This window comes from Leclercia sp. 119287, from assembly GCF_009734485.1.
Classification (GTDB): Bacteria; Pseudomonadota; Gammaproteobacteria; order Enterobacterales; family Enterobacteriaceae; genus Enterobacter; species Enterobacter adecarboxylatus_C.
Map to the genome: position 1 here is coordinate 1,628,365 of NZ_CP046445.1, position 24,415 is coordinate 1,652,779.

At 57.3% G+C, this 24,415-nt stretch carries 16 protein-coding genes and 2 pseudogenes; 11 read left to right on the top strand and 7 right to left on the bottom strand.

Annotated elements, in window-relative coordinates:
- The first annotated feature begins 678 nt into the window (after positions 1 to 678).
- Entirely contained in the window at positions 679 to 1,092 is a 414-nt protein-coding gene (locus tag GNG27_RS07895; RefSeq protein WP_142488894.1) for a hypothetical protein, read from the top strand.
- A gap of 32 nt (positions 1,093 to 1,124) precedes the next feature.
- On the opposite strand, the pseudogene GNG27_RS07900 reads toward GNG27_RS07895, so the two are convergent.
- Positions 1,125 to 1,946, bottom strand: a pseudogene (locus GNG27_RS07900) (helix-turn-helix domain-containing protein).
- A gap of 198 nt (positions 1,947 to 2,144) precedes the next feature.
- On the opposite strand from GNG27_RS07900, the gene GNG27_RS07905 reads away from it, so the two are divergent.
- The 3 genes from GNG27_RS07905 to GNG27_RS07915 are packed head-to-tail and all read left to right on the top strand — an operon-like array spanning position 2,145 to position 6,706.
- Positions 2,145 to 3,710 (top strand): family 78 glycoside hydrolase catalytic domain, encoded by a 1,566-nt coding sequence (locus GNG27_RS07905; protein ID WP_142488896.1) that lies wholly within the window; start codon positions 2,145 to 2,147, stop codon positions 3,708 to 3,710.
- Between the two features lie 24 nt (positions 3,711 to 3,734).
- Positions 3,735 to 5,114: a glycoside-pentoside-hexuronide (GPH):cation symporter gene (locus tag GNG27_RS07910; RefSeq protein ID WP_156263327.1), complete on the top strand. Its 1,380-nt coding sequence runs from the start codon at positions 3,735 to 3,737 to the stop codon at positions 5,112 to 5,114.
- Positions 5,115 to 5,143: 29 nt separating this feature from the next.
- A complete protein-coding gene (locus tag GNG27_RS07915; protein ID WP_142488898.1) occupies positions 5,144 to 6,706 on the top strand; it encodes a carbohydrate porin in 1,563 nt (520 codons plus the stop codon).
- A 79-nt stretch (positions 6,707 to 6,785) separates the two neighbouring features.
- Here the strand turns inward: GNG27_RS07915 and infA are convergent, their stop codons facing one another.
- The 6 genes and pseudogenes from infA to trxB form a co-directional block, all read right to left on the bottom strand.
- Positions 6,786 to 7,004, bottom strand: coding sequence for a translation initiation factor IF-1 (gene infA / locus GNG27_RS07920; RefSeq protein ID WP_001040187.1), 219 nt, complete (start codon positions 7,002 to 7,004; stop codon positions 6,786 to 6,788).
- Positions 6,932 to 7,117 (bottom strand): annotated as a pseudogene (locus GNG27_RS07925) (hypothetical protein); the annotation flags it as partial. The pseudogene GNG27_RS07925 and the gene infA, both read right to left, overlap by 73 nt.
- 173 nt (positions 7,118 to 7,290) lie before the next feature.
- The gene (gene aat, locus GNG27_RS07930) at positions 7,291 to 7,995 is read right to left on the bottom strand and encodes a leucyl/phenylalanyl-tRNA--protein transferase (protein WP_156263328.1); all 705 of its coding nucleotides are present in this window, start codon (positions 7,993 to 7,995) and stop codon (positions 7,291 to 7,293) included.
- Positions 7,996 to 8,042: 47 nt separating this feature from the next.
- Positions 8,043 to 9,764 (bottom strand): cysteine/glutathione ABC transporter ATP-binding protein/permease CydC, encoded by a 1,722-nt coding sequence (gene cydC, locus GNG27_RS07935; RefSeq protein ID WP_156263329.1) that lies wholly within the window; start codon positions 9,762 to 9,764, stop codon positions 8,043 to 8,045.
- Positions 9,764 to 11,530, bottom strand: coding sequence for a cysteine/glutathione ABC transporter permease/ATP-binding protein CydD (cydD, locus tag GNG27_RS07940; RefSeq protein ID WP_156263330.1), 1,767 nt, complete (start codon positions 11,528 to 11,530; stop codon positions 9,764 to 9,766). The genes cydC and cydD overlap by 1 nt, the downstream gene beginning before the upstream one ends.
- Before the next feature lie 113 nt (positions 11,531 to 11,643).
- Positions 11,644 to 12,612: a thioredoxin-disulfide reductase gene (gene trxB, locus GNG27_RS07945; RefSeq protein ID WP_197090569.1), complete on the bottom strand. Its 969-nt coding sequence runs from the start codon at positions 12,610 to 12,612 to the stop codon at positions 11,644 to 11,646.
- 550 nt (positions 12,613 to 13,162) lie between these two features.
- On the opposite strand from trxB, the gene lrp reads away from it, so the two are divergent.
- From lrp to GNG27_RS07980, 7 genes are all read left to right on the top strand, one after another.
- The gene (lrp, locus tag GNG27_RS07950; RefSeq protein WP_000228469.1) at positions 13,163 to 13,657 is read left to right on the top strand and encodes a leucine-responsive transcriptional regulator Lrp; all 495 of its coding nucleotides are present in this window, start codon (positions 13,163 to 13,165) and stop codon (positions 13,655 to 13,657) included.
- Positions 13,658 to 13,790: 133 nt separating this feature from the next.
- The gene (gene ftsK, locus GNG27_RS07955; protein WP_156263332.1) at positions 13,791 to 17,654 is read left to right on the top strand and encodes a DNA translocase FtsK; all 3,864 of its coding nucleotides are present in this window, start codon (positions 13,791 to 13,793) and stop codon (positions 17,652 to 17,654) included.
- 131 nt (positions 17,655 to 17,785) lie between these two features.
- Complete coding sequence (gene lolA, locus GNG27_RS07960; RefSeq protein WP_142488904.1) at positions 17,786 to 18,400, top strand: outer membrane lipoprotein chaperone LolA; 615 nt, start codon at positions 17,786 to 17,788, stop codon at positions 18,398 to 18,400.
- 9 nt (positions 18,401 to 18,409) lie between these two features.
- Positions 18,410 to 19,753, top strand: a complete 1,344-nt coding sequence (rarA, locus tag GNG27_RS07965) for a replication-associated recombination protein RarA (RefSeq protein ID WP_156263333.1) — start codon at positions 18,410 to 18,412, stop codon at positions 19,751 to 19,753.
- A gap of 93 nt (positions 19,754 to 19,846) precedes the next feature.
- A complete protein-coding gene (serS, locus tag GNG27_RS07970) occupies positions 19,847 to 21,139 on the top strand; it encodes a serine--tRNA ligase (protein ID WP_142488906.1) in 1,293 nt (430 codons plus the stop codon).
- 202 nt (positions 21,140 to 21,341) lie between these two features.
- Positions 21,342 to 23,786, top strand: a complete 2,445-nt coding sequence (dmsA, locus tag GNG27_RS07975) for a dimethylsulfoxide reductase subunit A (RefSeq protein ID WP_156263334.1) — start codon at positions 21,342 to 21,344, stop codon at positions 23,784 to 23,786.
- 10 nt (positions 23,787 to 23,796) lie between these two features.
- Positions 23,797 to 24,414 carry a DMSO/selenate family reductase complex B subunit gene (locus GNG27_RS07980; RefSeq protein WP_156263335.1) on the top strand — a complete coding sequence of 206 codons (618 nt, stop codon included), beginning with the start codon at positions 23,797 to 23,799 and terminating at the stop codon, positions 24,412 to 24,414.
- Position 24,415: the final 1 nt, after the last annotated feature.

Below are 24,415 nucleotides of genomic sequence, written 5' to 3' on the forward strand. Positions count from 1 at the left end.
GCACGGTGGTAACATGTGGCGGCTGTGGGGGTTCCGTTCACCTTGCGTTTGCTGCTTCTCTGTAAACCACGTCACCCGTGAACGTGCCAGGGGGGCTCGCCGCCTCCCCCCTGGCAACCCCGGCTCCCGGCAAAGAAAATCGCCGCTTCGCGGTCCCTTCGGCTTATTCCCTTCGGCTTTCGGGTCGGGCACCAGCCTGCATCCATGCAGGCTATGCCCTCTCGGCGCGTCCATGCGCCTCGCCCCGGCCTGCGGTCAACGCCTCAGCGATTTTCAGCCGGACCTGGGTGCCGCTGTGAGTGGCAAGTTTGCCTCTGACTTTTGTGTTGCTGTAGGGGAGATGAAAATTTTGCGAGGCGTTATCCAGAATTTAAACGAGGGTATTGCTGGATAAAATCCCAGTAATAAAATGGCGATGCACCTGCAAAATCAGGTGCCAGGATTGGCGTCCTGGACTCATAGATATGGAAATGATGTTGCCAAGGCAGCACCACAGGTTTCGTTCACACTTTTGTAAGTAGCGATTATAATGGGCTTCTTCAATTATGGTGGGCTGAACCGGGGCTTCTTTTGAAGCGCCGATTTTCCATATTGTCGGTACGCCAATCCGGTTCAGTCTGCCACCCGAAGTTGGCGTTTCAGGTGGTAGTTTTTCAGTGTTAATATGGAATTGTGAATATGGAAAATCAAACTATTGCTCACCTTTATAGCGAACTCGAACTCAGCACTCCCGATCTCTCCACCCTTGCCGCGCGCTGCAACCTGCTCACCGAAATCCTGGTCGATTGCAATTCGCTGCCGCAAACGCAGCCCGTCTGCCGCTGTCTTGCTGCATACCTGGACGCATTCAGGAGTGAGCTGGAAAAATCGATGACCGATTTCCGCGTGCTGGATGAGGATGAGATACCGCCAGCACACAAACAGGGGTGGCTGCTGGACAGCACCGAAGCCCAGTGCGATTACTGCCGGGCGTTAAACCATGTGCTGCTGGTGTCGCATTTTGACCGCGATATGCTTCCGCATTTGACCGGTCTGCTGCACGAGATCAGCCATGCGATGCTGGCCGATCTGACCGTGGTGCATGTTCACTGAGTCGTCACCTGCGCCTGGCGAATCCGGGCGCATTAACCGGCCATTTCAGCCCGTTTGCGCTCTTCGCTAGGGGTAATTGAAAAGACCTTTTTATACAGGGTACTGAAATGGCTGCTGTTGGCGAAACCGCACAGGAAGGCGATCTCGGTAATAGTCATATCGGTTTCGCGGACTTTAACCCGGGCGGAGACCAGCCGCAGGTGTTTAATATAATTTTCCGGCGTCATGCCCGTCGCGGCTTTAATATGGCGGAATGCCGTGCGCGGGGTTAAATGAAACTGCTTAGCCAGATCGTTCCAGTCTTATTCTTCAAAACAGTTTTCCTGCAGATGATTGAGCAGCTTATGCAACTTATAGCGGGTATTGTTGTGGTTCACGTCAGACTGCGCCTGCAGCAACGTATTCACCAGTTGGAAAAAGAGCGACTCCCGTTGTTCAACCTGCAGCGGCTGGGCGCTGAATATTTTATCGATCAGGGAATTGCATTGCATGCGGATCTCCGGTGCCAGCCAGGTGTAGCAGCTGGCATCCCGGACCGAGAAGCGTTGCAGCAGGGAGCCGGTGTGCTGTAAAAAAACAAATTCAGCCACAGGATTTATCAGGATATTAATCAGCTTGAGTGTACCCAGCTCATCATAAAAATGGTGGTCGCCACGCTGGACGTAAAAAATATCCCCTTGCTGAATATAGAGAGGGCGTCCGTTAATAATGTGCAGGCCATGACCTTGCTCAACAATAACCAGTTCATCAAATTCATGACAATGTTCGCAGCTGTTATCTTCCGGGTCGCTTTTATAAAGGGCGAGTTTATCGTCTGTGGATTTGAAATAATGCGCAACGGTTAAGGTGTTCATAAATTATCCTGCAATGTGAAAAGCTGCGAGCACGATAATTGATTTACCCCGGCTTAAGAAGCCCTGTTTTTCAAAATGTGAACATCCTCAGGCCGACCTCACTGACACTGCCAACCTGCGTCGGGGGTTGGCAATCTGAGAGTGGCTCTCAACTCCCCATCAGCTCTATTCTGCCTGAAATCTTACAGAGGGCGCAGTATGTCTCAGGCACTTCAGCAACATCACAATCTCACCATGTATCGCGACGAGCATCTCCTGGCCACCGCCAGCGCATTGATGCCAACACTCTATTCGCAGGCGATTTCTCCCGTCAGCGTGATCAATACTGTTCCCGACAGTCACGCCCTGCACGGCTGGCGTGCGGAAAAGGTGGCCGATGCCAGCGCCTGGCTCAAGCAACCTTTCTCCCCGGGAGATTCATTTATTCTGGACTTTGGCACCCACGGCGTTGGCTGGTTAAATTTTAGCTGCAAAGCCGCAGGCAGCCCGCCGGATGCCCCCGCTCATCTGGAGTTTATTTTTGGCGAAACGTTGTGCGAAATGGCAGAGCCTTTCAGCGATTATCAGGGATGGTTAAGCAGCAGTTGGTTGCAACAACATCATGAGTATATTGACGTCCTGCCTGCGGATATTACCCTCGCTCGCCGCTACTGTTTTCGTTATCTGAAGGTACGGGTTGTGGCGCTCTCGCCAAAATATCAGCTGCGCTTTAAGCAAATCACGCTAAATAGCGTCAGTTCCGCGCCGGACGAATATCCACCCTGCAACGCCACCGACCCGCAGCTGCGAAAGATTGATGAAGTGGCGGTCCGAACCCTGCGCAACTGCATGCAGGAGGTGTTTGAGGACGGGCCGAAGCGGGATCGCCGGTTATGGCTGGGTGACCTCCGGCTGCAGGCGCTGGTGAATGACGTCACCTTTGCGAATCACGATCTGGTGCGCCGCTGTCTGTACCTGTTCGCCGGTCATCGTCGGGAGGATGGAATGGTCTCAGCCAATATCTTTGTCCGCCCCGAGGTGATGGCGGATGACACTTTCCTGTTTGATTATTCGCTCTTTTTTGTCGATACGCTGCACAACTATCTGAAGTCGACCGGGGACAGGACCACCGCTCGCGAGCTGTGGCCGATTGCCTTCCGACAGGTCGAGCTGGCGTTAGCGCGGTGTGAAGCTGGCCTGGTCACAGACAGCGATGACTGGTGGTCATTTATCGACTGGCACGATCAACTCAACAAGCAGGCGGCCTCCCAGGGCGTGCTGATCTACTGCATCGACAAAGCCGTGCGGCTGGCGGAAGTCTGCGCTCCTGAACAGATTGCATTCCTGAACGAAAAGCGGGTTCTGGTAAAACGTGCCGCGCATCAGCTCTGGGATGAAGCGAGCGGCTTTTACGTCAGCGGCTCAGCGCGCCAGATCAGCGCCGCCTCGCAAATCTGGCTGGTGTTGGCCGACGTGGGCGATGCGGAACACCAGCAACAGGTCATGACGAATTTACTTCAGTCGCCGCCGTCCATCGGCATGAATACTCCCTATCTGCGCCACCACTTTATCGCCGCGCTGCTGAAATGCGGCTTGCGCGAGCGTGCCGTGGTCGAGATCAAAGCCTACTGGGGAGCGATGGTGGATGACGGGGCGGACACCTTCTGGGAACTATTTGATCCGCAAAGACCTGACTTCTCCCCGTATGGCAGTAAGCTCATCAACAGTTACTGCCATGCCTGGAGCTGTACCCCGGCCTGGTTTATCCGCCAGTTCGGCCTCTGATAACACAACAATAAAGTGAACAAAATGGCTAAAACCTTCTTTACCCTATGGCGGCAACGGTTAGGTTACGGGATTGCCGATCTCTCCTGTAACCTGGTCTGGCAGTTAATCTCGCTGTACCTGATGTTCTTTTATACCGATGTGATGAACCTCCCGGCCTACTGGGTGGGGATTATGTTCCTGGTCACGCGGCTGGTGGACGGCGTGGCGGACGTGTTAATGGGACTGATGATCGACAACACGACCACCCGCTGGGGACGATGCCGTCCGTGGTTGCTGTTTGGCGCGATACCTTTCGGTCTGATGTGTATACTGGCGTTTTACGTGCCCGATTTTGGCACCACCGGGAAGCTGGTGTATGCCTTTATCACCTACCTGTGCCTCTCGTTCCTCTACACCATCGTCAATATTCCCTTCTGCGCGATGCTGCCGTTCCTGACGGCGGATTCCCAGGAGCGCACCACCTTATCCGCAGTGCGCATTCTTCTCGGCTCGCTGGGCTCCACCATTGTGGCGGTCGCCACGCTGCCGCTGGTGGGGGCGTTAGGGCAGGGCAATCAGGCGCAGGGGTTTCTCTATACCGCGGTGGTGTTCGGCGTGATCGCCACCTTCTTCCTGCTGATCAGCTTCCGCAACGTGGAGGAGAAAATCAGCATCACTCAGGAGCGCATGACCTTAAAACGGGCCTGGACCGGCCTGAAATCCAACACGCCGTGGAAGGTGTTCGCACTGAATATTTTCCTGATGTGGGGGGCCTTCTTCTTCCAGACGGGGGCGCTGGTCTATTTCTTCCACTATTACGTGGGCAGCAGCGAGCTGACCGCCCTGGTGGCCGGGATCTCCTCCTTTGTGCCGCTGCTCGGGACGCTGACGGTGCCGTTCCTCGCGGGCTTAATGAAAAAACGCCATGTTTACCTGGTCGCCAGCACGGTTAACCTTGCCGGCATGGGGATCATGATGGTCGCCGGCGTCAACTACTGGGGGCTGGTCATCGGGGCAATTGTTCTGTCGCTTGGCGCGGGGCAGCGCACCGCAATCTACTTCTCGATGCAGGCCGATCCGGTGGATTACGGGGTGTGGAAAACCGGGATTAATACCGCAGGTATTCTGACCTCCATAAACGGTTTCCTCGGTAAGGTAGCAATGGCCGGGGCCGGGGCGATCACCGGTTTTCTGCTCTCCTCGGGCGGTTACGTGGCAAACGCGGTGCAAACCCCGTCAGCCCTGCTGGCCATCCAGGCCTGTTACCTGTGGATCCCCGCCGGGTTAATCGTGGCGTCGATGATCTGGATCGGGCGCTTCTACCGGCTCGACGACAGCTTCGGGGCGATCCGCGCCGATCTCGATGCCGGAATCTTCGCATCGGACGACCAACCAGAACTCAAAAAATCCGCCGCTATTTAATCTGACCTCTTTCTGATAACAGGACATCTATGCGTATCTCTGTGATTAGCGCAGCGGTTTGCTGCGCCCTTTTTTCGCCCTCATATGTGTTTGCCGACGCGCAAAGCGTGGAACAACGCCTGGCTCTGCTGGAGCAGCGGCTGAACGCAGCGGAACAACGAACTACCGAGGCAGAACGGCGCGCCTCGCAGGCGGAGGCAAAATTAGCCACCCTGAGCCAGCAATCTCAGGCCACCGAAAAGAAAGTGGAGACCGTCAGCCAGAAGCAGAAGCAAAACGCGCTCAGCGACGGGTTTGAATTTAATGCTTATGCTCGCTCAGGGTTGTTGATCAATAACCACGGCAAAGGTGCGCGCGGCGGTCCGGGTGTCTCACCGGCCAGTTCCCTGAATGGCGACGCGCACGTCGGGCGTCTGGGTAACGAAGAGGATAACTACATCGAGCTCAGCTTCGGCAAGCGCATGACCTTCGATGACGGTTCCTGGGCGCACTTCAAAACCATGATTGCCGATGGCGCCACCAACCCCGATCCCTGGGTGCAGGATAACGACAGCCACCATATCAACGTGCGCCAGATGTACGTCGAGATGGGCAACTTCGCCGAGTTTTCCGGCCCGGCGAAAAATGCTTATCTGTGGGCCGGGAAACGTTTCGATCGCGATAACTTTGATATTCACTTTACCGACAGCGACATCATGTTCCTCGGCGGCACCGGGGCCGGGATCTACGACGTGCAGTGGACCAATAACCTGAAAGGCGACTACTCCCTGTATGGGCGCAATTTCGGCGATCTTGGCAGCTCGCACTATGAAGACAACGACATCCAGAACCTGATGCTCACCGCCAACCACTTCTACGGTAACTGGCAGCTGATGCTGACCGGGATGACGGCCCAGGGCAATGACGATCTTAAGGACAATACCTCCTCGACCGGAAGCTATGCCCTGCGCAGCGACAACACTGCGCAAAACGGCTACTACGCGATGCTGGCTTATCATGATAAACAGCAGTTTTATGGCCTGACGAAGGGAGTATCGGAAACCGCATTACAATTTGGCGGCGGGCTGGGGGCCGAAGCGCGTCAGCCGGGCAGCGACGGCGATCTGACGGACAATGCCACCTCTCTGCGCTTTGCCTCTTACGGCATTTTGCCGGTGGCGAAAAACTGGGAAATTGCGCCGTCGGTGATCGCCCAGCACAGCGAAGATCGTTATCGTGACGGCGACCGCTATGACTGGGCGACCTTTAACCTTCGCGCCTCACAGGCATTGACTCCGCATTTTGCCCTGCTGTATGAGGCATCCTGGCAGTATATGGATCTGGATCCTAACGGGCGCACCTACAGGTCGGACGGTAACATGAACCAGTACCAGGCGGTAAAAGGGGATTTTTACAAGCTGACCTTTGCCCCGACGTTCAAAGTGGGCAACGTGTTTGATATCAAAGCGCGTCCGGAAATCCGTCTTTTTGCCACTTATATGAACTGGGACAGAGAGCTGGATCGCTATGCCATCAACGACGACTTTGGCAGTGCAGGGTTCACTGCGGGCGGGACATGGAACTTTGGCGTGCAGACCGAAATCTGGTTTTAACGCTGCGTAACAGAAAACAAAAAGGCCGGGATTACCCGGCCTTGATTATTCTCACTACGCCATTCGCGGCGAAAAACTCTTAGCGACTACGGAAGACAATGCGGCCTTTGCTCAGGTCGTACGGGGTCAGCTCAACAGTCACTTTGTCGCCCGTCAGAATACGGATATAGTTCTTACGCATTTTACCGGAGATATGCGCGGTAACAACGTGACCGTTTTCCAGTTCTACGCGAAACATGGTGTTAGGCAACGTTTCAAGAACGGTACCCTGCATTTCAATATTGTCTTCTTTGGCCATCTAATCCTCTGGGGTATCACTACCAAGTTTTGAACCGGCAAGATAATGCCGAAATTCATCAATTAAGTAAAGATTTGCGCGTTTAAAACGCAACAAAGCAGTTTCAGCGTATTACCCGGACGTCACGGATGAACCGTACGAAAAGCGCATACGTAAAGGGGAGGTGGCAGGATAAACGATAGGGCGTTATCGGATGCGAACTATTCCCAAACGGCGGCGGGGCAACAGGCAGAACCTACTCTGCGGCAGAATTATAGCACCTTGAGGAAAAATATGCGGAAAACATTTATCTTTGGGGCATAAATAACGTCCCGGGGACCCAGAAATTCTGCGGTAATTTCTGCATTCGCAGCGTTGCCAGCTGATCCAGATATTCATGGCGGGAGATCTCAACCGCACCCAGCGAGGCGGTATGCTCATTCAGCACCTGGCAATCTATCAGCTGGCCGCCGCTGCGGGTAAAGCGTTCGCAGAAAACCAGCAGGGCGGTTTTGGAAGCATTCACCGCCCGGCTGAACATTGACTCACCGCAAAACAAGGTGCCCTGCGCCACGCCGTACATCCCGCCCACCAGTTCGTCCTTATCCCACACCTCAATCGAGTGGGCGTAACCCAGCTCATGCAGGCGGTGATAGGCAGCGCTCACCTCCGGGGTGATCCAGGTTCCTTCAAAGCGATCGCTGGCGCACCCCTCGATCACCTGACCAAAGGCGTGATTAAGGGTGACGCGATAGGGGGAATGGTTATGAAAGCGCTTCATGCTGCGGCTGATATGAAACCGCGCGGGCCACAGGACGGCACGAGGATCGGGCGACCACCATAAGATCGGATCGCCGGGGGAAAACCACGGAAAAATCCCGCGCTGGTACGCCATTAATAAACGCGACGGGCTCAGATCGCCGCCGAGGGCCAGCAAACCATTAGGTTCACGCAGCGCCCCTTCCGGAGAAGGGAACGCAAGAGAATGACGAGAGAGCTGGACCAGGCGCATGACAACAAAACTCCAGTACGCGAAGTGGGGATCGGTTCAAATATAGACTACAGACGTTGTTTAAACTGGTAGTAGCGACCCTGTTTTGCTAACAGCTCTGCGTGACTACCTTGCTCAATAATTTGTCCGTTGTCCATCACAATAATTTGATCGAAATCCGCCAGCCCGCGCAGGCGGTGCGTCACCATTAGCACCGTTTTGCCCTGCATCTCTTTTTCGAGTAAATCAAGGATTTGCCGCTCTGTGGTTGCGTCGAGCCCTTCGGTAGGTTCATCCAGCAGCATCAGCGGGGCATCGTGCAGCAGCGCACGCGCAATCGCCAGACGACGCAGCTCGCCGCCGGAAAGCTGACGACCCCCTTCACCGAGCCAGCTGTTCAGACCTTCGTCTTCCAGCAGCTTGTGCAGACCAACCTTTTCCAGCATCGCGCTTAACACGTCATCGGCGGCGCCAGGCACGGCTAACAGCAGGTTATCCCGCAGGGTAGCGCTGAAAAGATGAACCCGCTGCGGCACCACGCTCACCGTTTTACGCAGCGCAGGTTCGCTCATCTCTGTCAGAGGGGTGTCGTTGAAGAGGATCAGGCCCTGGGCCGGATCCCAGGCCCGGGTCAGCAGCTGCAGCAGCGTCGACTTCCCGCAGCCGGTACGACCCAGCACGGCAACGTGAGCGCCTGCAGGAATAGTCAGGTTTATATGGTCCAGCGCCGGTTGTGCCTGGCCATCGTAGGCAAAGCTGACATCTGCCAGGCGGAGGGCCAGCTGCTCAGGCACGTCTGATGCGGTGGTACTGAACTGTACTTCCGGCTGCTGGCCGGTGATCTGGGTGATACGCAGCGCGGAGGCCACCACCTGGCCCAGGTGCTGGAAAGCCCCGGTCACCGGCGCCAGCGCCTCGAACGCCGCCAGCGCACAGAAGACAAACAGCGCAATGAGCGGCCCCGGCTGGGTGTTACCGCCCACGCCGCCGGAAGCCAGCCACAGCATTGTCATTACGGCAATACCGCCAATCAGCAGCATCAACGCCTGAGACAGGGCCGTCAGCTCTGACTGTTTACGCTGGGCTTCATGCCAGTTCATCTCGGTATTTTCCATCTGCGCGCGATAGCGACGGCTGGCACCAAAAATCGTCAGCTCTGCCTGACCCTGCAGCCACCCCGTCAGCTGCTGGCGATACTCGCCGCGCAGACGGGTAAGATTTTCACCGGTGGGTTTACCGGCACGGTAAAACAGCGGCGGCAGTAAAAACAGCGTCAGGAGCATGATCCCGCCGAGGACCAGCGCGATATTGACGTCCAGCAGGCACAGCCCGAGGGTAACAACCACAATCACCACCAGCGCACCCACCAGCGGGGAGATGACGCGAAGGTAAAGGTGGTCGAGAGTGTCGACATCCGCAACAACGCGGTTCAGCAGTTCACCCTGGCGGTAGCGCGCCAGTCCGGCAGGGGAGAGGGGCAGCAGCTTGCTGAAGGTAGTGACGCGCAGGTGTTGCAGCACGCGGAAGGTTGCGTCATGGCTGACCAGACGTTCGAAGTAGCGTCCGGCGGTGCGGGTAATAGCCGTGCCACGTACGCCTGCGGCAGGCAGCATATAGTTGAAGCTGTACAGCCCGGCAAACCCGGCCACCGCAGAGGCCGAAAGGAACCAGCCCGAAAGCGTGAGCAGGCCGATACTGGCCAGCAGGGTGATGATTGCCAGCACCACGCCGAGGGTCAGCATCCATTTGTGGCGCATATAGAGCGCCAGATAAGGCAGTAAAGCGCGCATCAGATGTCCTCCTGACGGTTCGCCAGCAGAGCCGCGAACGGCCCCTGCGCCGCTGCGAGCGTGGCGTAATCGCCCTGCTCAACAAGCTGACCGTTGTCCATGACCCAGATCTGATCCCATTGGGAGATACCCTCCAGCTGGTGGGTTACCATCAGGGTGGTTTGCTGCTGCGAGGCGGCATCCAGGGCCATCATCACGCGCTGTTCGCTGTGCGCATCCAGGCTGGCAGCGGGCTCATCCAGCAGTAAAAGCTGGCAAGGGTTAAGCAGGGCGCGGGCCACGGCGATACGCTGCGCCTGTCCGACGGAAAGTCCCGCCGACTGATCGCCCACCACCGTATCCACGCCGTTCGGCAGCAGGGGCAGGAATTCGCTAACCCAGGCGCGATCGAGCACCGATTGCAGCTCTTCGTCGCTGGCATCCGGGCGCGCCAGCAGCACGTTTTCACGCAGCGTGGCCGCCGGAAGCTGTGGGTTCTGACCCACCCAGCTTAAATGGGTGCGCCATTCGTCAGGATCGAGCGCAGAGAGTTCGGCCTGGTTGATGCGCAACGACCCGCTGTAGGCCATAAAGCCGGATAACGCATTTAGCAGCGAGCTTTTGCCCGAGCCGCTGGTACCGACCAGCACCACGCGCTGACCTGCAGCGAGGGTGAAGTTTAATGGCCCCGCCAGCACTTTCCCCTCCGGCGACAGCACGCAGAAATTTTCTGCTTCAATGCTGACCGGTTTGCTGGTGCTCAGGGTCACGTCGCCGCGCTGCGGATGGGCCAGCGGCGTTTCGAGGAAGGTTTTCAGGCTGTCGGCTGCGCCCACGGCCTGGGCCTTAGCATGATAGAAGGTGCCCAGATCGCGCAGCGGCTGGAAGAACTCCGGGGCCAGAATCAGCGCCAGGAAGCCCGCCGAGAGGGTCACGGCGGTGCCGTAGTGACCAAAATCGAGGGCGCCCAGATAGGAGAAACCAAAATAAACGGCAACCAGCGCAATCGACAGGGAGGTAAAGAACTCCAGCACCCCGGAGGATAAGAACGCCAGGCGTAACACCTCCATGGTGCGCTGGCGGAAATCCTGGGAGGCGTGGCGGATGTTGTCGGTTTCGGCTTCACCGCGACCAAAAATGCGCAGCGTCTCCATGCCGCGCAGGCGGTCGAGGAAGTGGCCGCTTAAGCGCCCCAGCGCGAGGAAGTTGCGGCGGTTGGCATCGGCGGCCCCCATGCCGACCATCGCCATAAACAGCGGGATCAGCGGGGCAGTACCCAGCAGGATCAGCGCCGCGACCCAGTTATACGGGAAGATCGCCAGCACAATCAGCAGGGGAACGAAGACGGCCAGCGCCATCTGCGGCAGATAGCGGGCGTAGTAGTCATGCATATCGTCGATTTGCTCGAGGATAAGCGTCGCCCAACTGCCGGCAGGTTTGCCCTGGATCCAGGCGGGACCGGCTTCCTGTAGCCTGTCGAGCACCTGGCGGCGAATTTCGTAGCGGATGTTCTGTCCGGCGTGAAAACCCACGCGCTCACGCAACCAGACCACCCAGGCACGCAGAATGAAGACCAGAATCAACACAATGAAAGGCAGTAACAGGGCCTCGCGTGGGATGTTTTCCATGATCATATGGTTAAGAATGCGGGCCAGCAGCCATGCCTGGCCTACAATCAACACGCCGCTGATAAACCCTAAAAGACGGGAAATATTCAGCCAGCGGCGGGAAAGTACGCTTTGCTGTTTAAGCCAGCGTGTTAACTCTTGTTGACGGGTTTTTTCCATTGCGTGCTTTGCAGGTGATGTTATTAGGTATTGGGCACGGCAATGTTACAACGCAGAGACAATAAAGGCGACTTATCGCCGCCTTTTTTACGTTTGTTGCTGTTTTGTAAAAATTATTTACTCTGATCGGCCAGTCCGTCGAGATAACGTTCTGCATCCAGCGCCGCCATACAACCGGTGCCCGCAGAGGTGATCGCCTGACGATAAATGTGGTCCATCACGTCGCCCGCAGCGAACACGCCCGGGATGCTGGTCTGGGTGGCATTGCCATGGATCCCAGACTGCACTTTGATGTAGCCGTTCTCCAGCTCCAGCTGACCGTCGAAGATCGCGGTGTTCGGGCTGTGGCCGATAGCAACAAACAGACCCGCCACTTCCAGCGTTTCAACGTTGTCGGTGTTCTGCGTATCACGGATGCGCAGGCCCGCCACGCCCATCTGATCGCCAGTCACTTCTTCCAGCGTGCGGTGGGTATGCAGCACGATATTGCCGCTGGCCACTTTGTCCATCAGACGCTTGATCAGGATTTTTTCCGCGCGGAAGGTATCGCGGCGGTGAATGAGATGCACTTCAGAGGCGATGTTCGCCAGGTACAGCGCTTCTTCCACGGCGGTGTTGCCGCCGCCGATGACCGCGACCTTCTGGTTGCGATAGAAGAAACCGTCGCAGGTGGCGCAGGCGGAAACGCCGCGGCCTTTAAAGGCTTCTTCAGACGGCAGGCCCAGATAGCGGGCAGAAGCGCCGGTTGCAATAATCAGCGCGTCGCAGGTGTATTCTGCGTTATCACCGATCAGGCGGAACGGACGGTTCTGCAGATCGACCTTGTTGATGTGGTCAAAAATGATTTCGGTATCAAATTTGGCGGCATGCTCGTGCATGCGCTCCATCAGCAGCGGCCCGGTCAGGCCTTCAGGATCGCCTGGCCAGTTTTCTACTTCGGTAGTGGTGGTCAGCTGACCGCCTTTTTCCATGCCCGTAATCAGTACCGGTTGCAGGTTAGCGCGTGCCGCGTAGACCGCTGCGGTGTATCCCGCAGGTCCGGAACCCAGGATGAGAAGTTTACTGTGTTTGGCCGTGCCCATGAGATCCCCATTGTTGTTGGCAGACATTTTCCCCGGATTGTAGGGAATTTGTTGCCGTAAAAAAAGGGCGCAGCGATTTTGTTAACGATGTGTGTAATAGAAAGCGCCAATCAACGGCGGGGCAGGGAAGGTGATTTTATAACAATAATCATGGCAAATCGCTCGAAACGACGGCGATAAAATGAGGATTAATCGCCGGTCGTAATGAATATCCGGCATGTTGTACTAAAAATCGATGTTTTGCTTTGACAATCCCCTGCTGTTTTGCGAAAACATTCAAGGAAGAAAAAAAACGGTCTTTGTGTAACGCATAGTCATGCACAAAATCACCATTTTTACCGGGTCAGCGAAATCTACGCATGGTGTGGACAGATGCCATTCGTGATGTTGATGGCCGCCTCTGGGCAACGGTCTTCATACCACATAACCCCAATCGAATCGCGCAAACTATAAAACAGGCGATGCGATTAACCGCGGGGAAAGACTCTGAACAGTGAAGTGCACAGGGTCCTGGCAGGAGTTAGGGAAGGAATACAGAGAGACAATAATAATGGTAGATAGCAAGAAGCGCCCTGGCAAAGATCTCGACCGTATCGATCGTAACATTCTTAATGAATTGCAAAAGGATGGGCGTATTTCCAACGTCGAGCTTTCAAAACGTGTGGGACTTTCCCCGACGCCATGCCTTGAGCGTGTGCGCCGACTGGAAAGACAGGGTTTTATTCAGGGCTATACAGCGCTGCTGAACCCGCATTACCTGGATGCCTCACTTCTGGTATTTGTTGAGATTACTCTGAATCGTGGTGCGCCGGATGTGTTTGAGCAGTTCAATGCCGCCGTGCAAAAACTTGAAGAAATTCAAGAGTGTCATCTGGTTTCCGGTGATTTCGACTACCTGTTGAAAACCCGCGTACCTGATATGTCTGCATACCGTAAGCTGCTGGGCGAAACCCTGCTGCGACTGCCTGGTGTGAACGACACCCGTACCTACGTGGTAATGGAAGAAGTCAAACAGAGCAATCGTCTGGTTATTAAGACGCGCTAACACGGAACAGGTGCATTATCAGCGTACTTTGATTACACTCCTGGTAATCCATACAGCAACAGTGTCGGGCCTCCCGGCACTGTTGTCCGTTTAGCACTCGGGCAGGAATTGCCTGATACCTGGAGAGCCTGTTTTGAGCCAGGAATATACCGAAGACAAAGAAGTCAATTTAACCAAGCTCAGCAGTGGGCGCCGACTCCTTGAGGCGTTACTGATCCTTGTTGCTCTTTTTGTCGTCTGGTTGATGGCAGCCTTACTCAGTTTCAATCCCTCCGATCCCAGCTGGTCACAGACCGCATGGCACGAGCCTATTCATAATTTAGGCGGCGTACCGGGCGCCTGGCTGGCAGATACGCTGTTCTTTATCTTTGGCGTGATGGCCTACACCCTTCCCGTCATCATTATTGGTGGCTGCTGGTTTGCCTGGCGTCATCGTCAGAACGATGATTACATCGACTATTTTGCCGTCTCGCTGCGCCTGATTGGTGCGCTGGCGCTGATCCTCACCTCGTGCGGTCTGGCGGCGATTAACGCCGATGACATCTGGTATTTTGCCTCCGGTGGGGTAATCGGCAGCCTGCTGAGTACCGCGCTGCAGCCGATGCTGCACAGTAGCGGCGGCACCATTGCGCTGCTCTGCGTCTGGGGCGCAGGGCTGACGCTCTTTACCGGCTGGTCATGGGTCAGTATTGCTGAAAAAATCGGCAGCGTGATCCTCAACATTCTTACCTTTGCCAGCAACCGTACCCGTCGCGATGATACCTGGGTCGATGAAGAGTATGAAGACGACGACTACGATGACGCTGAGCCGACCGTAGAGCGTCGTGAATCCCGCCGCGCGCGCATTATGCGCGGGGCGCTGGCGCGCCGTAAGCGCGTAGCAGAGAAGTTCGCAAATCCGTTGGGGCGCAAGACGGATGCGGCCCTGTTCTCTGGCAAAAGGATGGACGACGAAGAGGTAGCTTACAGCGCCCGTGGCGTAGCCGCCGATCCGGATGATGTACTGTTCTCCGGCAATCGCGCGCTGGCCTCCGACTATGATGAGTACGATCCGCTGCTCAACGGCCACTCGGTGGCTGAGCCGCTTGCCGCCGCTGCCGCGGCGACTACCGCCACTCAGGCCTTTGCTGCACCTGTCGATCCGGTGATCCCGCCAACTCCTTCGATGCCAGATACCCATCTGCAGCCGCCTGCGGTTGAATGGCATGGGGAACCCACTGCACCAGCAGCACCGGCCTATGCGCCAGAGCCACAGCCTTATGCCGCCGCCGCGCCGCAGGAGCAGTGGCAACCGCCTTATCAGCCTGAACCGGCATACGCGCAGCCGCAGTATGAACAACCGCAATATCAGCAACCTCAGTACGAGCAGCCACAGTACGAACAACCTCAGTATGAGCAGCCGCAGCAGTATGAACCGCAGCAGGCCGTGTATCAGCCTGAGCCGGTGGTAACTCCGCCGGTCGTCGAAGCGCCGCCGGTTGAAGAGGTGAAACCGTCCCGGCCGCCGCTTTACTACTTCGAAGAGGTGGAAGAGAAACGTGCCCGTGAGCGCGAACAGCTCGCGGCCTGGTATCAGCCTGTACCGGAGCCAGTGCAAGAGCCTGCCCCGGTAAAAGCAGCTGAAATCCCGTCTGTACCGGTTCCGGCCGTTGAGCCTGCCTCCGTCGTGGCACCGGTTGCGGCGAGCGTGCAGCAGGCAACAGCCGCAGGTACCGCTGCGGCTGGCGCTGCTGCACCGTTATTCAGCCTGGCCACCGGCGGCGCGCCGCGTCCGCAGGTGAAAGAGGGCATTGGTCCGCAGCTGCCGCGTCCGAACCGCGTGCGCGTTCCTACCCGCCGTGAACTGGCCTCGTATGGCATCAAGCTGCCTTCGCAGCGAATGGCGGAAGAGGAAGCGCGTAAAGCCGGGCGTCAGCAGTACGATGACGACCAGTACGAAGACGACGCTGACGAAATGCAGCAGGACGAGCTGGCCCGCCAGTTCGCCCAGCAGCAACAGCAGCGTTATGGCGAAGAATATCAGCCTGAGCCACAGCAGTATCAGACCCAGGATGACGAAGATGATGCCGCCGAAGCGGAGCTGGCTCGCCAGTTTGCCGCCACGCAGCAGCAGCGTTACGCTGGTGAACAGCCGACAGGGGCGAACCCGTTCTCGCTGGCGGATTTTGAATTCTCACCGATGAAAGATCTGGTGGATGATACGCCGAGTGAACCGCTGTTCACGCCGGGTGTGATGCCGGAGGTCGAGCCGCCGCGTCAGGCGTTTACGCCGCCGCAGCCTGCGCAGCCGCAACAGTTTGCCCAGCCTCAGCAGCCTGTACAGCCGCAGCAGTATGCTCAGCCACAGCAGCCTGCGCAGCCGCAGCAGTTTGCTCAGCCTCAGCAACCGGCACAGGCTCAGCAGTACGCTCAGCCTCAACAGCCTGCGCAGCCGCAGCAGCCACCGGCTCAGCAGAGCCTGATCCATCCGTTGCTGATGCGTAACGGTGACAGCCGCCCGCTGCAAAGACCGACCACGCCGCTGCCGTCATTTGACCTGTTAACCCCGCCGCCAACGGAAGTCGAGCCGGTTGATACCTTCGCCCTCGATCAGATGGCGCGCCTGGTTGAACTCCGCCTGGCCGACTTCCGGATTAAAGCGGATGTGGTGAATTATTCACCTGGTCCGGTGATCACCCGTTTCGAGCTGAATCTGGCCCCGGGTGTGAAAGCCGCGCGTATTTCCAACCTCTCCCGCGACCTGGCGCGTTCCCTCTCTACCGTGGCCGTGCGCGTGGTCGAGGTTATTCCGGGTAAACCCTATGTTGGCCTGGAGCTGCCGAACAAAAAACGTCAGACCGTTTACCTGCGTGAAGTGCTGGATAACGCCAAATTCCGCGATAACCCGTCGCCGCTTAGCGTGGTGCTGGGTAAAGACATCGCTGGCGAGCCGGTGGTGGCCGATCTGGCGAAAATGCCGCACCTACTGGTGGCGGGTACGACGGGTTCCGGTAAGTCTGTCGGCGTGAACGCCATGATCCTCAGCATCCTGTATAAGGCGCAGCCGGAAGATGTGCGCTTCATCATGATCGACCCGAAAATGCTGGAACTGTCGGTATACGAAGGTATTCCGCACCTGCTGACCGAAGTCGTGACCGACATGAAAGATGCCGCCAACGCCCTGCGCTGGAGCGTCAACGAGATGGAGCGTCGCTACAAGCTGATGTCCGCGCTGGGGGTACGTAACCTTGCCGGTTATAACGAGATCATCGCCGAAGCGGCGAAGATGGGACGTCCGATCCCGGATCCGTACTGGAAACCGGGCGACAGCATGGATGCCGAGCATCCGGTGCTGGAAAAACTGCCGTACATCGTGGTGTTGGTGGACGAGTTTGCTGACCTGATGATGACCGTCGGTAAGAAGGTGGAAGAGCTGATCGCCCGCCTGGCACAAAAAGCGCGTGCGGCGGGGATCCACCTGGTGCTGGCGACCCAGCGTCCGTCGGTGGATGTGATCACCGGCCTGATTAAAGCCAACATCCCGACCCGTATCGCTTTTACCGTGTCGAGCAAAATTGACTCCCGCACCATCCTCGACCAGGGGGGCGCGGAATCGCTGCTGGGCATGGGGGATATGCTTTACTCTGGCCCGAACTCCACCACGCCGGTGCGTGTCCATGGTGCCTTTGTGCGTGACCAGGAAGTGCATGCCGTGGTGCAGGACTGGAAGGCGCGTGGTCGTCCGCAGTACGTTGAAGGCATCACCTCTGACAGCGAAAGCGAAGGCGGCGGTGGCGGCGGCGCAGATGGCGGCGAAGAGCTGGATCCGCTGTTCGATCAGGCAGTTAACTTCGTCACCGAGAAACGCAAAGCTTCCATCTCCGGGGTTCAGCGCCAGTTCCGTATCGGCTATAACCGCGCGGCGCGTATCATCGAGCAGATGGAAGCGCAGGGCATCGTCAGCGAGCAGGGGCACAACGGCAACCGTGAAGTGCTTGCCCCGCCGCCGTTTGAGTGATCCCCCCTCGATTGCAAAGATGGGTAAATCAGCAATAATTAAGCATTTTCTTCTGTCGCCTGCCTGCGGGCAGGTCCAGAATAGTTGACAGAAAACCCCCATTTCGGGATGACGCTTTGTAAGGACTACCAATGAAAAAAATTGCAATCACCTGTGCATTACTGACCAGCTTTGTAGCGAGCAGCGTCTGGGCTGATGCCGCCGGCGACCTCAAAAACCGTCTGGACAAAGTCAGCAGTTTCCACGCCAGCTTCACCCAGAAAGTGACTGACGGCAGTGGCAATGCGGTGCAGGAAGGTCAGGGTGACCTGTGGGTGAAACGTCCAAATCTGTTCAACTGGCATATGACGCAACCGGATGAGAGCATCCTGGTTTCCGACGGGAAAACCCTGTGGTTCTTCAACCCGTTTGTTGAGCAGGCCACGGCGACCTGGCTGAAAGATGCCACCAGCAACACGCCGTTTATGCTGATCGCCCGTAACCAGACCAGCGACTGGCAGCAGTACAACATTAAACAGAACGGCGATGATTTTGTGCTGACCCCGAAAGGCAGCAACGGCAACCTGAAGCAGTTCACCATTAACGTGAGCAGCAACGGTACCATCAATCAGTTCAGCGCTGTTGAGCAGGACGATCAGCGCAGCAGCTATCAGCTGAAATCCCAGCAGAACGGGGCGGTTGATGCATCGAAATTCACCTTTACCCCGCCGAAGGGCGTGACGGTGGATGACCAACGTAATAAGTAAGAGGCGTGCGTGAGCAACCTGTCGCTCGATTTTTCAGATAATGCGTTTCAACCTCTGGCCGCCCGTATGCGGCCAGAAAATTTAGCGCAGTATATTGGCCAGCAGCATCTGCTGGCTGCGGGCAAACCCTTGCCGCGCGCCATTGAGGCCGGGCATCTGCACTCCATGATCCTGTGGGGGCCGCCAGGCACCGGTAAAACGACGCTGGCGGAAGTGATTGCCCGCTACGCCGATGCCGACGTCGAGCGCATCTCCGCCGTCACCTCGGGAGTGAAAGAGATCCGTGAGGCCATCGAGCGTGCCCGCCAGAACCGTAATGCCGGTCGCCGCACCATCCTGTTCGTCGATGAGGTGCACCGTTTCAACAAGAGCCAGCAGGATGCCTTTCTGCCGCACATCGAAGACGGCACCATCACCTTTATCGGTGCCACTACTGAAAACCCTTCGTTTGAACTCAACTCCGCACTGCTGTCCCGCGCCCGCGTCTATCTCCTGAAATCGTTAACCACCGAAGACATTGAGCTGGTGCTGACCCAGGCGATGAACGATAAGTCCCGCGGCTACGGCAACCAGGATATCGTGCTGCCCGACGACACCCGCCGAGCCATTGCAGAACTGGTTAACGGGGACGCGCGACGGGCGCTGAATACCCTGGAGATGATGGCCGATATGGCCGAAGCCCACGACAGCGGCAAGCGGGTGCTGCTTCCGGCACTGCTGACCGAAATCGCCGGCGAACGCAGCGCGCGCTTTGATAACAAAGGCGACCGCTTTTACGACCTGATCTCGGCGCTGCATAAATCGGTGCGCGGCAGCGCGCCCGATGCCGCGCTCTACTGGTATGCGCGCATTATCACCGCCGGGGGCGATCCGCTGTACGTGGCTCGCCGCTGTCTGGCGATTGCCTCTGAAGATGTCGGTAATGCCGATCCGCGCGCGATGCAGGTGGCGATCTCCGCCTGGGACTGCTTCACCCGCGTCGGGCCTGCCGAAGGCGAGCGCGCCATTGCCCAGGCGATTGTCTATCTGGCCTGCGCCCCGAAAAGCAATGCGGTCTATACCGCATTTAAAGCGGCGATGTCCGATGCCCGTGAGCGCCCTGATTACGATGTTCCTGACCACTTACGTAATGCCCCGACCAAGCTGATGAAAGAGATGGGCTATGGTCAGCAATATCGTTACGCACACGACGAGCCCAACGCCTATGCCGCCGGGGAGGAGTATTTCCCGCAGGAAATGGCACAAACTCGCTATTATCGCCCGACAAACAGAGGCCTTGAGGGCAAGATTGGCGAAAAGCTCACCTGGCTTGCCGGACAGGATCAAAATAGCCCTATAAAACGCTACCGTTAGGGCTATCGTTGCGGTAATGTTGGCAATGTATCTGATGACCGCAGGCTGCGGTCATTTCCTCCTATTTTTTAATTCGATAAGCACAGGATAAGCATGCTCGATCCCAATCTGCTGCGTAACGAGCCAGACGCAGTCGCTGAAAAACTGGCACGCCGGGGCTTTAAACTGGATGTAGATAAGCTGCGCGCTCTTGAAGAGCGTCGTAAAGTTCTGCAGGTACAAACCGAAAACTTGCAGGCAGAGCGTAACTCTCGATCGAAATCCATCGGCCAGGCGAAAGCGCGCGGGGAAGATATTGAGCCATTACGCCTGGAAGTGAACAAACTCGGTGAAGAGCTGGATCAGGCGAAAGCCGATCTGGACGTTCTTCAGGCCGAAATTCGTGATATCGCCCTGGCGATCCCGAACACCCCTGACGACAGCGTCCCTGTCGGTAAAGACGAAAATGACAACGTCGAAGTAAAACGCTGGGGCACTCCACGCGAGTTTGACTTCGAGGTTCGCGATCACGTCACGCTGGGCGAAATGCACGCCGGGCTCGATTTTGCGGCTGCCGTTAAGCTGACCGGTTCCCGATTCGTGGTCATGAAGGGCCAGATCGCCCATCTGCACCGTGCCTTGGCCCAGTTCATGCTGGATCTGCACACCGAGCAGCACGGCTACAGCGAAACCTACGTGCCGTATCTGGTCAACCACGATACGCTGTACGGTACCGGCCAGCTGCCGAAATTTGCCGGCGATCTGTTCCATACCCGTCCGCTGGATGAGGAAGCAGACAGCAGCAACTACGCGCTGATCCCAACCGCAGAAGTGCCGCTGACCAACCTCGTGCGTGATGAGATCATCGACGAAGACGATCTGCCGATCAAACTGACTGCACACTCTCCGTGCTTCCGTTCTGAAGCAGGCTCTTATGGCCGTGATACCCGTGGTCTGATCCGTATGCACCAGTTCGACAAAGTTGAGATGGTGCAGATTGTGCGTCCGGAAACGTCCATGGATGCGCTGGAAGAGATGACCGGTCACGCGGAAAAAGTGCTCGAGCTGTTAGGTCTGCCGTACCGTCGCATGGCGCTCTGTACCGGTGACATGGGCTTTGGCGCCTGCAAAACCTTCGATCTGGAAGTGTGGGTTCCAGCGCAGGGTACCTATCGCGAAATCTCCTCCTGCTCCAACGTTGGCGATTTCCAGGCTCGTCGCATGCAGGCCCGCTGCCGCAGCAAATCCGACAAGAAAACCCGTCTGGTGCACACCCTGAACGGCTCCGGCCTGGCAGTGGGTCGTACCCTGGTGGCGGTGCTGGAAAACTACCAGCAGGCTGACGGACGTATCGAAATTCCTGAAGTACTGCGCCCTTACATGAAAGGCCAGCAGTACATCGGTTAATGTGCTTTTACGTAAAAAAGCGCCTGCGGGCGCTTTTTTTATGCCCCGGTTTTGACATCAGGCAATATCCCCTCCTTCCAAAGTAGTAATACTTTCCAGGTAGTTAGCATAAACCTCTGTTAACGCAATCACTCATTATATAAATAACTATATAGCGGTGCTGCCGCACATGGAACTTTGTGAGCAATCAAAGTGAGAGTCTATGAAAATTAAAACGCCTGATGCCTTACTGGCTGCCGAGGTGAGCCGTCGCGGGCTGATGAAAACCACCGCGATTGGCGGCCTGGCGGTTGCCAGTAGCGCCTTTACTTTGCCTTTTTCTCGCCTGTCGTCGGCGGCTGAAGCCATCGCCGCCGTTAAGCCGTATGAAAAGGTGGTCTGGAGCGCCTGTACGGTGAACTGCGGTAGCCGCTGTCCGCTGCGGATGCATGTTATCGACGGCGAGATCAAATACGTCGAGACCGACAATACCGGGGATGATCACTACGAGGGGCTACACCAGGTGCGCGCCTGTCTGCGTGGCCGTTCCATGCGCCGCCGCGTCTATAACCCGGACCGCCTGAAATACCCGATGAAACGTGTCGGCAAGCGCGGGGAAGGCAAATTCGAGCGTATCAGCTGGGACGAGGCCTTCGACACCATCGCCAGTAATATGCAGCGCCTGATTAAAGACTACGGCAACGAGTCTATCTACCTTAACTACGGCACCGGCACCCTCGGCGGGACCCTGACCCGCTCCTGGCCACCGGGCAAAACGTTGATTGCCCGCCTGATGAACTGCTGCGGAGGCTATCTCAACCATTACGGTGACTACTCCACCGCGCAGATTGCCGCAGGCCTCAACTACACCTACGGCGGCTGGGCCGATGGCAACAGCCCGTCGGATATCGAAAACAGCCAGCTCGTCGTATTGTTCGGCAACAACCCCGGTGAAACGCGCATGAGCGGCGGCGGGGTGACTTACTACATCGAACAGGCGCGGCAAAAATCGAACGCCCGGATGATCGTCATCGACCCACGCTATACCGACACCGGGGCAGGGCGCGAGGATGAGTGGATCCCGATCCGCCCGGGAACCGATGCGGCGCTGATCTCTGCCCTGGCCTGGGTGATGATCAACGAGGACCTCGTCGATCGGCCATTCCTCGATAAATACTGCGTTGGCTACGACGAAAAAACGCTGCCGGAAGGCGCCCCGGCGAACGGCCACTATAAAGCTTATATTCTCGGTCAGGGCAATGACGGGATCGCCAAAACTCCGGCCTGGGCTGCGGCCATTACCGGTATTCCCGAGGCGCGTATTGTTAAGCTGGCGCGTGAAATCGCCGGGGCGAAACCGGCCTTTATCTCCCAGGGCTGGGGCCCGCAGCGCCATGCCAACGGCGAGCTGGTATCCCGTGCCATCGCCATGCTGGCGATTTTGACCGGCAACGTGGGTATCAATGGCGGCAACAGCGGGGCGCGCGAAGGCTCGTACTCTCTGCCGTTTGTGCGCATGCCGACCCTGGAAAATCCGGTTCAGACCAGTATTTCGATGTTTATGTGGACCGACGCCATCGAGCGCGGCCCGGAGATGACCGCCACCCGTGACGGGGTGCGCGGCAAAGAAAAGCTCGACGTGCCGATCAAGATGATCTGGAACTATGCCGGCAACTGTCTGATCAACCAGCACTCCCAGATCAACCGCACCCACGACATTCTGCAGGACGACAAAAAATGCGAGCTGATTGTGGTGGTGGATTGTCATATGACCTCGTCGGCGAAGTACGCCGATATTCTGCTGCCTGACTGCACCGCCTCTGAGCAGATGGATTTCGCCCTGGATGCCTCATGCGGCAACATGTCGTACGTGATTTTTGCCGACCAGGCGATTAAACCGCGTTTTGAGTGCAAAACCATCTATGAGATGACCACCGCGCTGGCAAAACGCATGGGTGTTGAGCAGCAGTTCACCGAAGGCCGCACCCAGGAAGGGTGGATGCGCCATCTGTATGAGCAGTCGCGCCAGGCCATTCCTGAGTTGCCGCCGTTTGATGCGTTCCGTCAGCAGGGCATGTTCAAGCAGCGCGACCCGGAAGGGCATCACGTGGCCTATAAAGCCTTCCGCGCCGATCCAGCCGCCAATCCGCTGACTACCCCGTCAGGCAAAATCGAGATCTACTCTGCCCAGCTGGCGCAGATTGCCGCGACCTGGGAGCTGGAGCAGGGCGATGTGATCCATCCGCTCCCGGTTTACAGCCCGGGCTTTGAGAACTACGACGATCCGCAGAGCAAAGATTTCCCGCTGCAGCTGACCGGTTTCCACTACAAAGCGCGAACGCACTCCACCTACGGCAACGTTGATGTCCTGAAAGCGGCCTGCCGTCAGGAGATCTGGATCAACCCGCTGGATGCACAGCGGCGCGGAATTGCCAACGGCGACCGGGTGCGGATCTTCAACGGACGCGGTGAAGTGCATATCGAAGCCAAAGTCACGCCGCGCATCCTGCCGGGTGTGGTGGCGCTAGGCGAAGGAGCCTGGTACAACCCCGATGCGAACCGTATCGATCAGGCGGGCTGCATTAACGTGCTGACCACCCAACGCCCGTCGCCGCTGGCGAAAGGCAACCCGTCTCACAGTAACCTTGTTCAGGTTGAAAAGGCGTAAGGAGTAGCCGATGACCACTCAGTATGGATTTTTTATTGATTCCAGCCGCTGCACCGGGTGCAAAACCTGTGAGCTGGCGTGCAAGGATTACAAGGACCTGACCCCGGACGTCAGCTTCCGCCGCATCTACGAGTACGCGGGCGGCGACTGGCAGGAGGACAACGGGGTCTGGCATCAGAACGTGTTTGCCTACTACCTCTCCATCGCCTGCAACCACTGCGAAGATCCGGCCTGCACCAAAGTCTGCCCCAGCGGGGCGATGCACAAGCGCGACGACGGCTTTGTGGTGGTGGACGAAGATGTCTGCATCGGGTGTCGCTACTGCCATATGGCCTGCCCGTACGGCGCCCCGCAGTACAATGCCGCGAAAGGCCATATGACCAAGTGCGACGGCTGCCACGAGCGCGTGGCGGAGGGTCACAAGCCGATCTGCGTCGAATCCTGCCCGCTGCGGGCCCTGGACTTTGGCCCGATAGAAGAGCTGCGCAAAAAACACGGCAAGCTGGCCGCCGTTGCCCCGCTGCCGTCGGCGCACTTCACGAAGCCGAGTATCGTCATAAAACCCAATGCCAACAGCCGACCTACGGGTGATACCACCGGCTACCTGGCCAATCCGAAGGAGGTGTGAG

Excerpts from the sequence above, each read along its gene's own strand:
- GNG27_RS07905 (WP_142488896.1), top strand. The coding sequence starts at position 2,145 with ATGTCTCAGGCACTTCAGCAACATCACAATCTCACCATGTATCGCGAC.
- GNG27_RS07980 (WP_156263335.1), top strand. The coding sequence starts at position 23,797 with ATGACCACTCAGTATGGATTTTTTATTGATTCCAGCCGCTGCACCGGG.
- infA (WP_001040187.1), bottom strand. The coding sequence starts at position 7,004 with ATGGCCAAAGAAGACAATATTGAAATGCAGGGTACCGTTCTTGAAACG.
- trxB (WP_197090569.1), bottom strand. The coding sequence starts at position 12,612 with ATGGGCACGGCCAAACACAGTAAACTTCTCATCCTGGGTTCCGGACCT.
- serS (WP_142488906.1), top strand. The coding sequence starts at position 19,847 with ATGCTCGATCCCAATCTGCTGCGTAACGAGCCAGACGCAGTCGCTGAA.
- GNG27_RS07915 (WP_142488898.1), top strand. The coding sequence starts at position 5,144 with ATGCGTATCTCTGTGATTAGCGCAGCGGTTTGCTGCGCCCTTTTTTCG.
- cydC (WP_156263329.1), bottom strand. The coding sequence starts at position 9,764 with ATGCGCGCTTTACTGCCTTATCTGGCGCTCTATATGCGCCACAAATGG.
- GNG27_RS07895 (WP_142488894.1), top strand. The coding sequence starts at position 679 with ATGGAAAATCAAACTATTGCTCACCTTTATAGCGAACTCGAACTCAGC.
- lolA (WP_142488904.1), top strand. The coding sequence starts at position 17,786 with ATGAAAAAAATTGCAATCACCTGTGCATTACTGACCAGCTTTGTAGCG.
- GNG27_RS07910 (WP_156263327.1), top strand. The coding sequence starts at position 3,735 with ATGGCTAAAACCTTCTTTACCCTATGGCGGCAACGGTTAGGTTACGGG.
- cydD (WP_156263330.1), bottom strand. The coding sequence starts at position 11,530 with ATGGAAAAAACCCGTCAACAAGAGTTAACACGCTGGCTTAAACAGCAA.
- lrp (WP_000228469.1), top strand. The coding sequence starts at position 13,163 with ATGGTAGATAGCAAGAAGCGCCCTGGCAAAGATCTCGACCGTATCGAT.
- aat (WP_156263328.1), bottom strand. The coding sequence starts at position 7,995 with ATGCGCCTGGTCCAGCTCTCTCGTCATTCTCTTGCGTTCCCTTCTCCG.
- dmsA (WP_156263334.1), top strand. The coding sequence starts at position 21,342 with ATGAAAATTAAAACGCCTGATGCCTTACTGGCTGCCGAGGTGAGCCGT.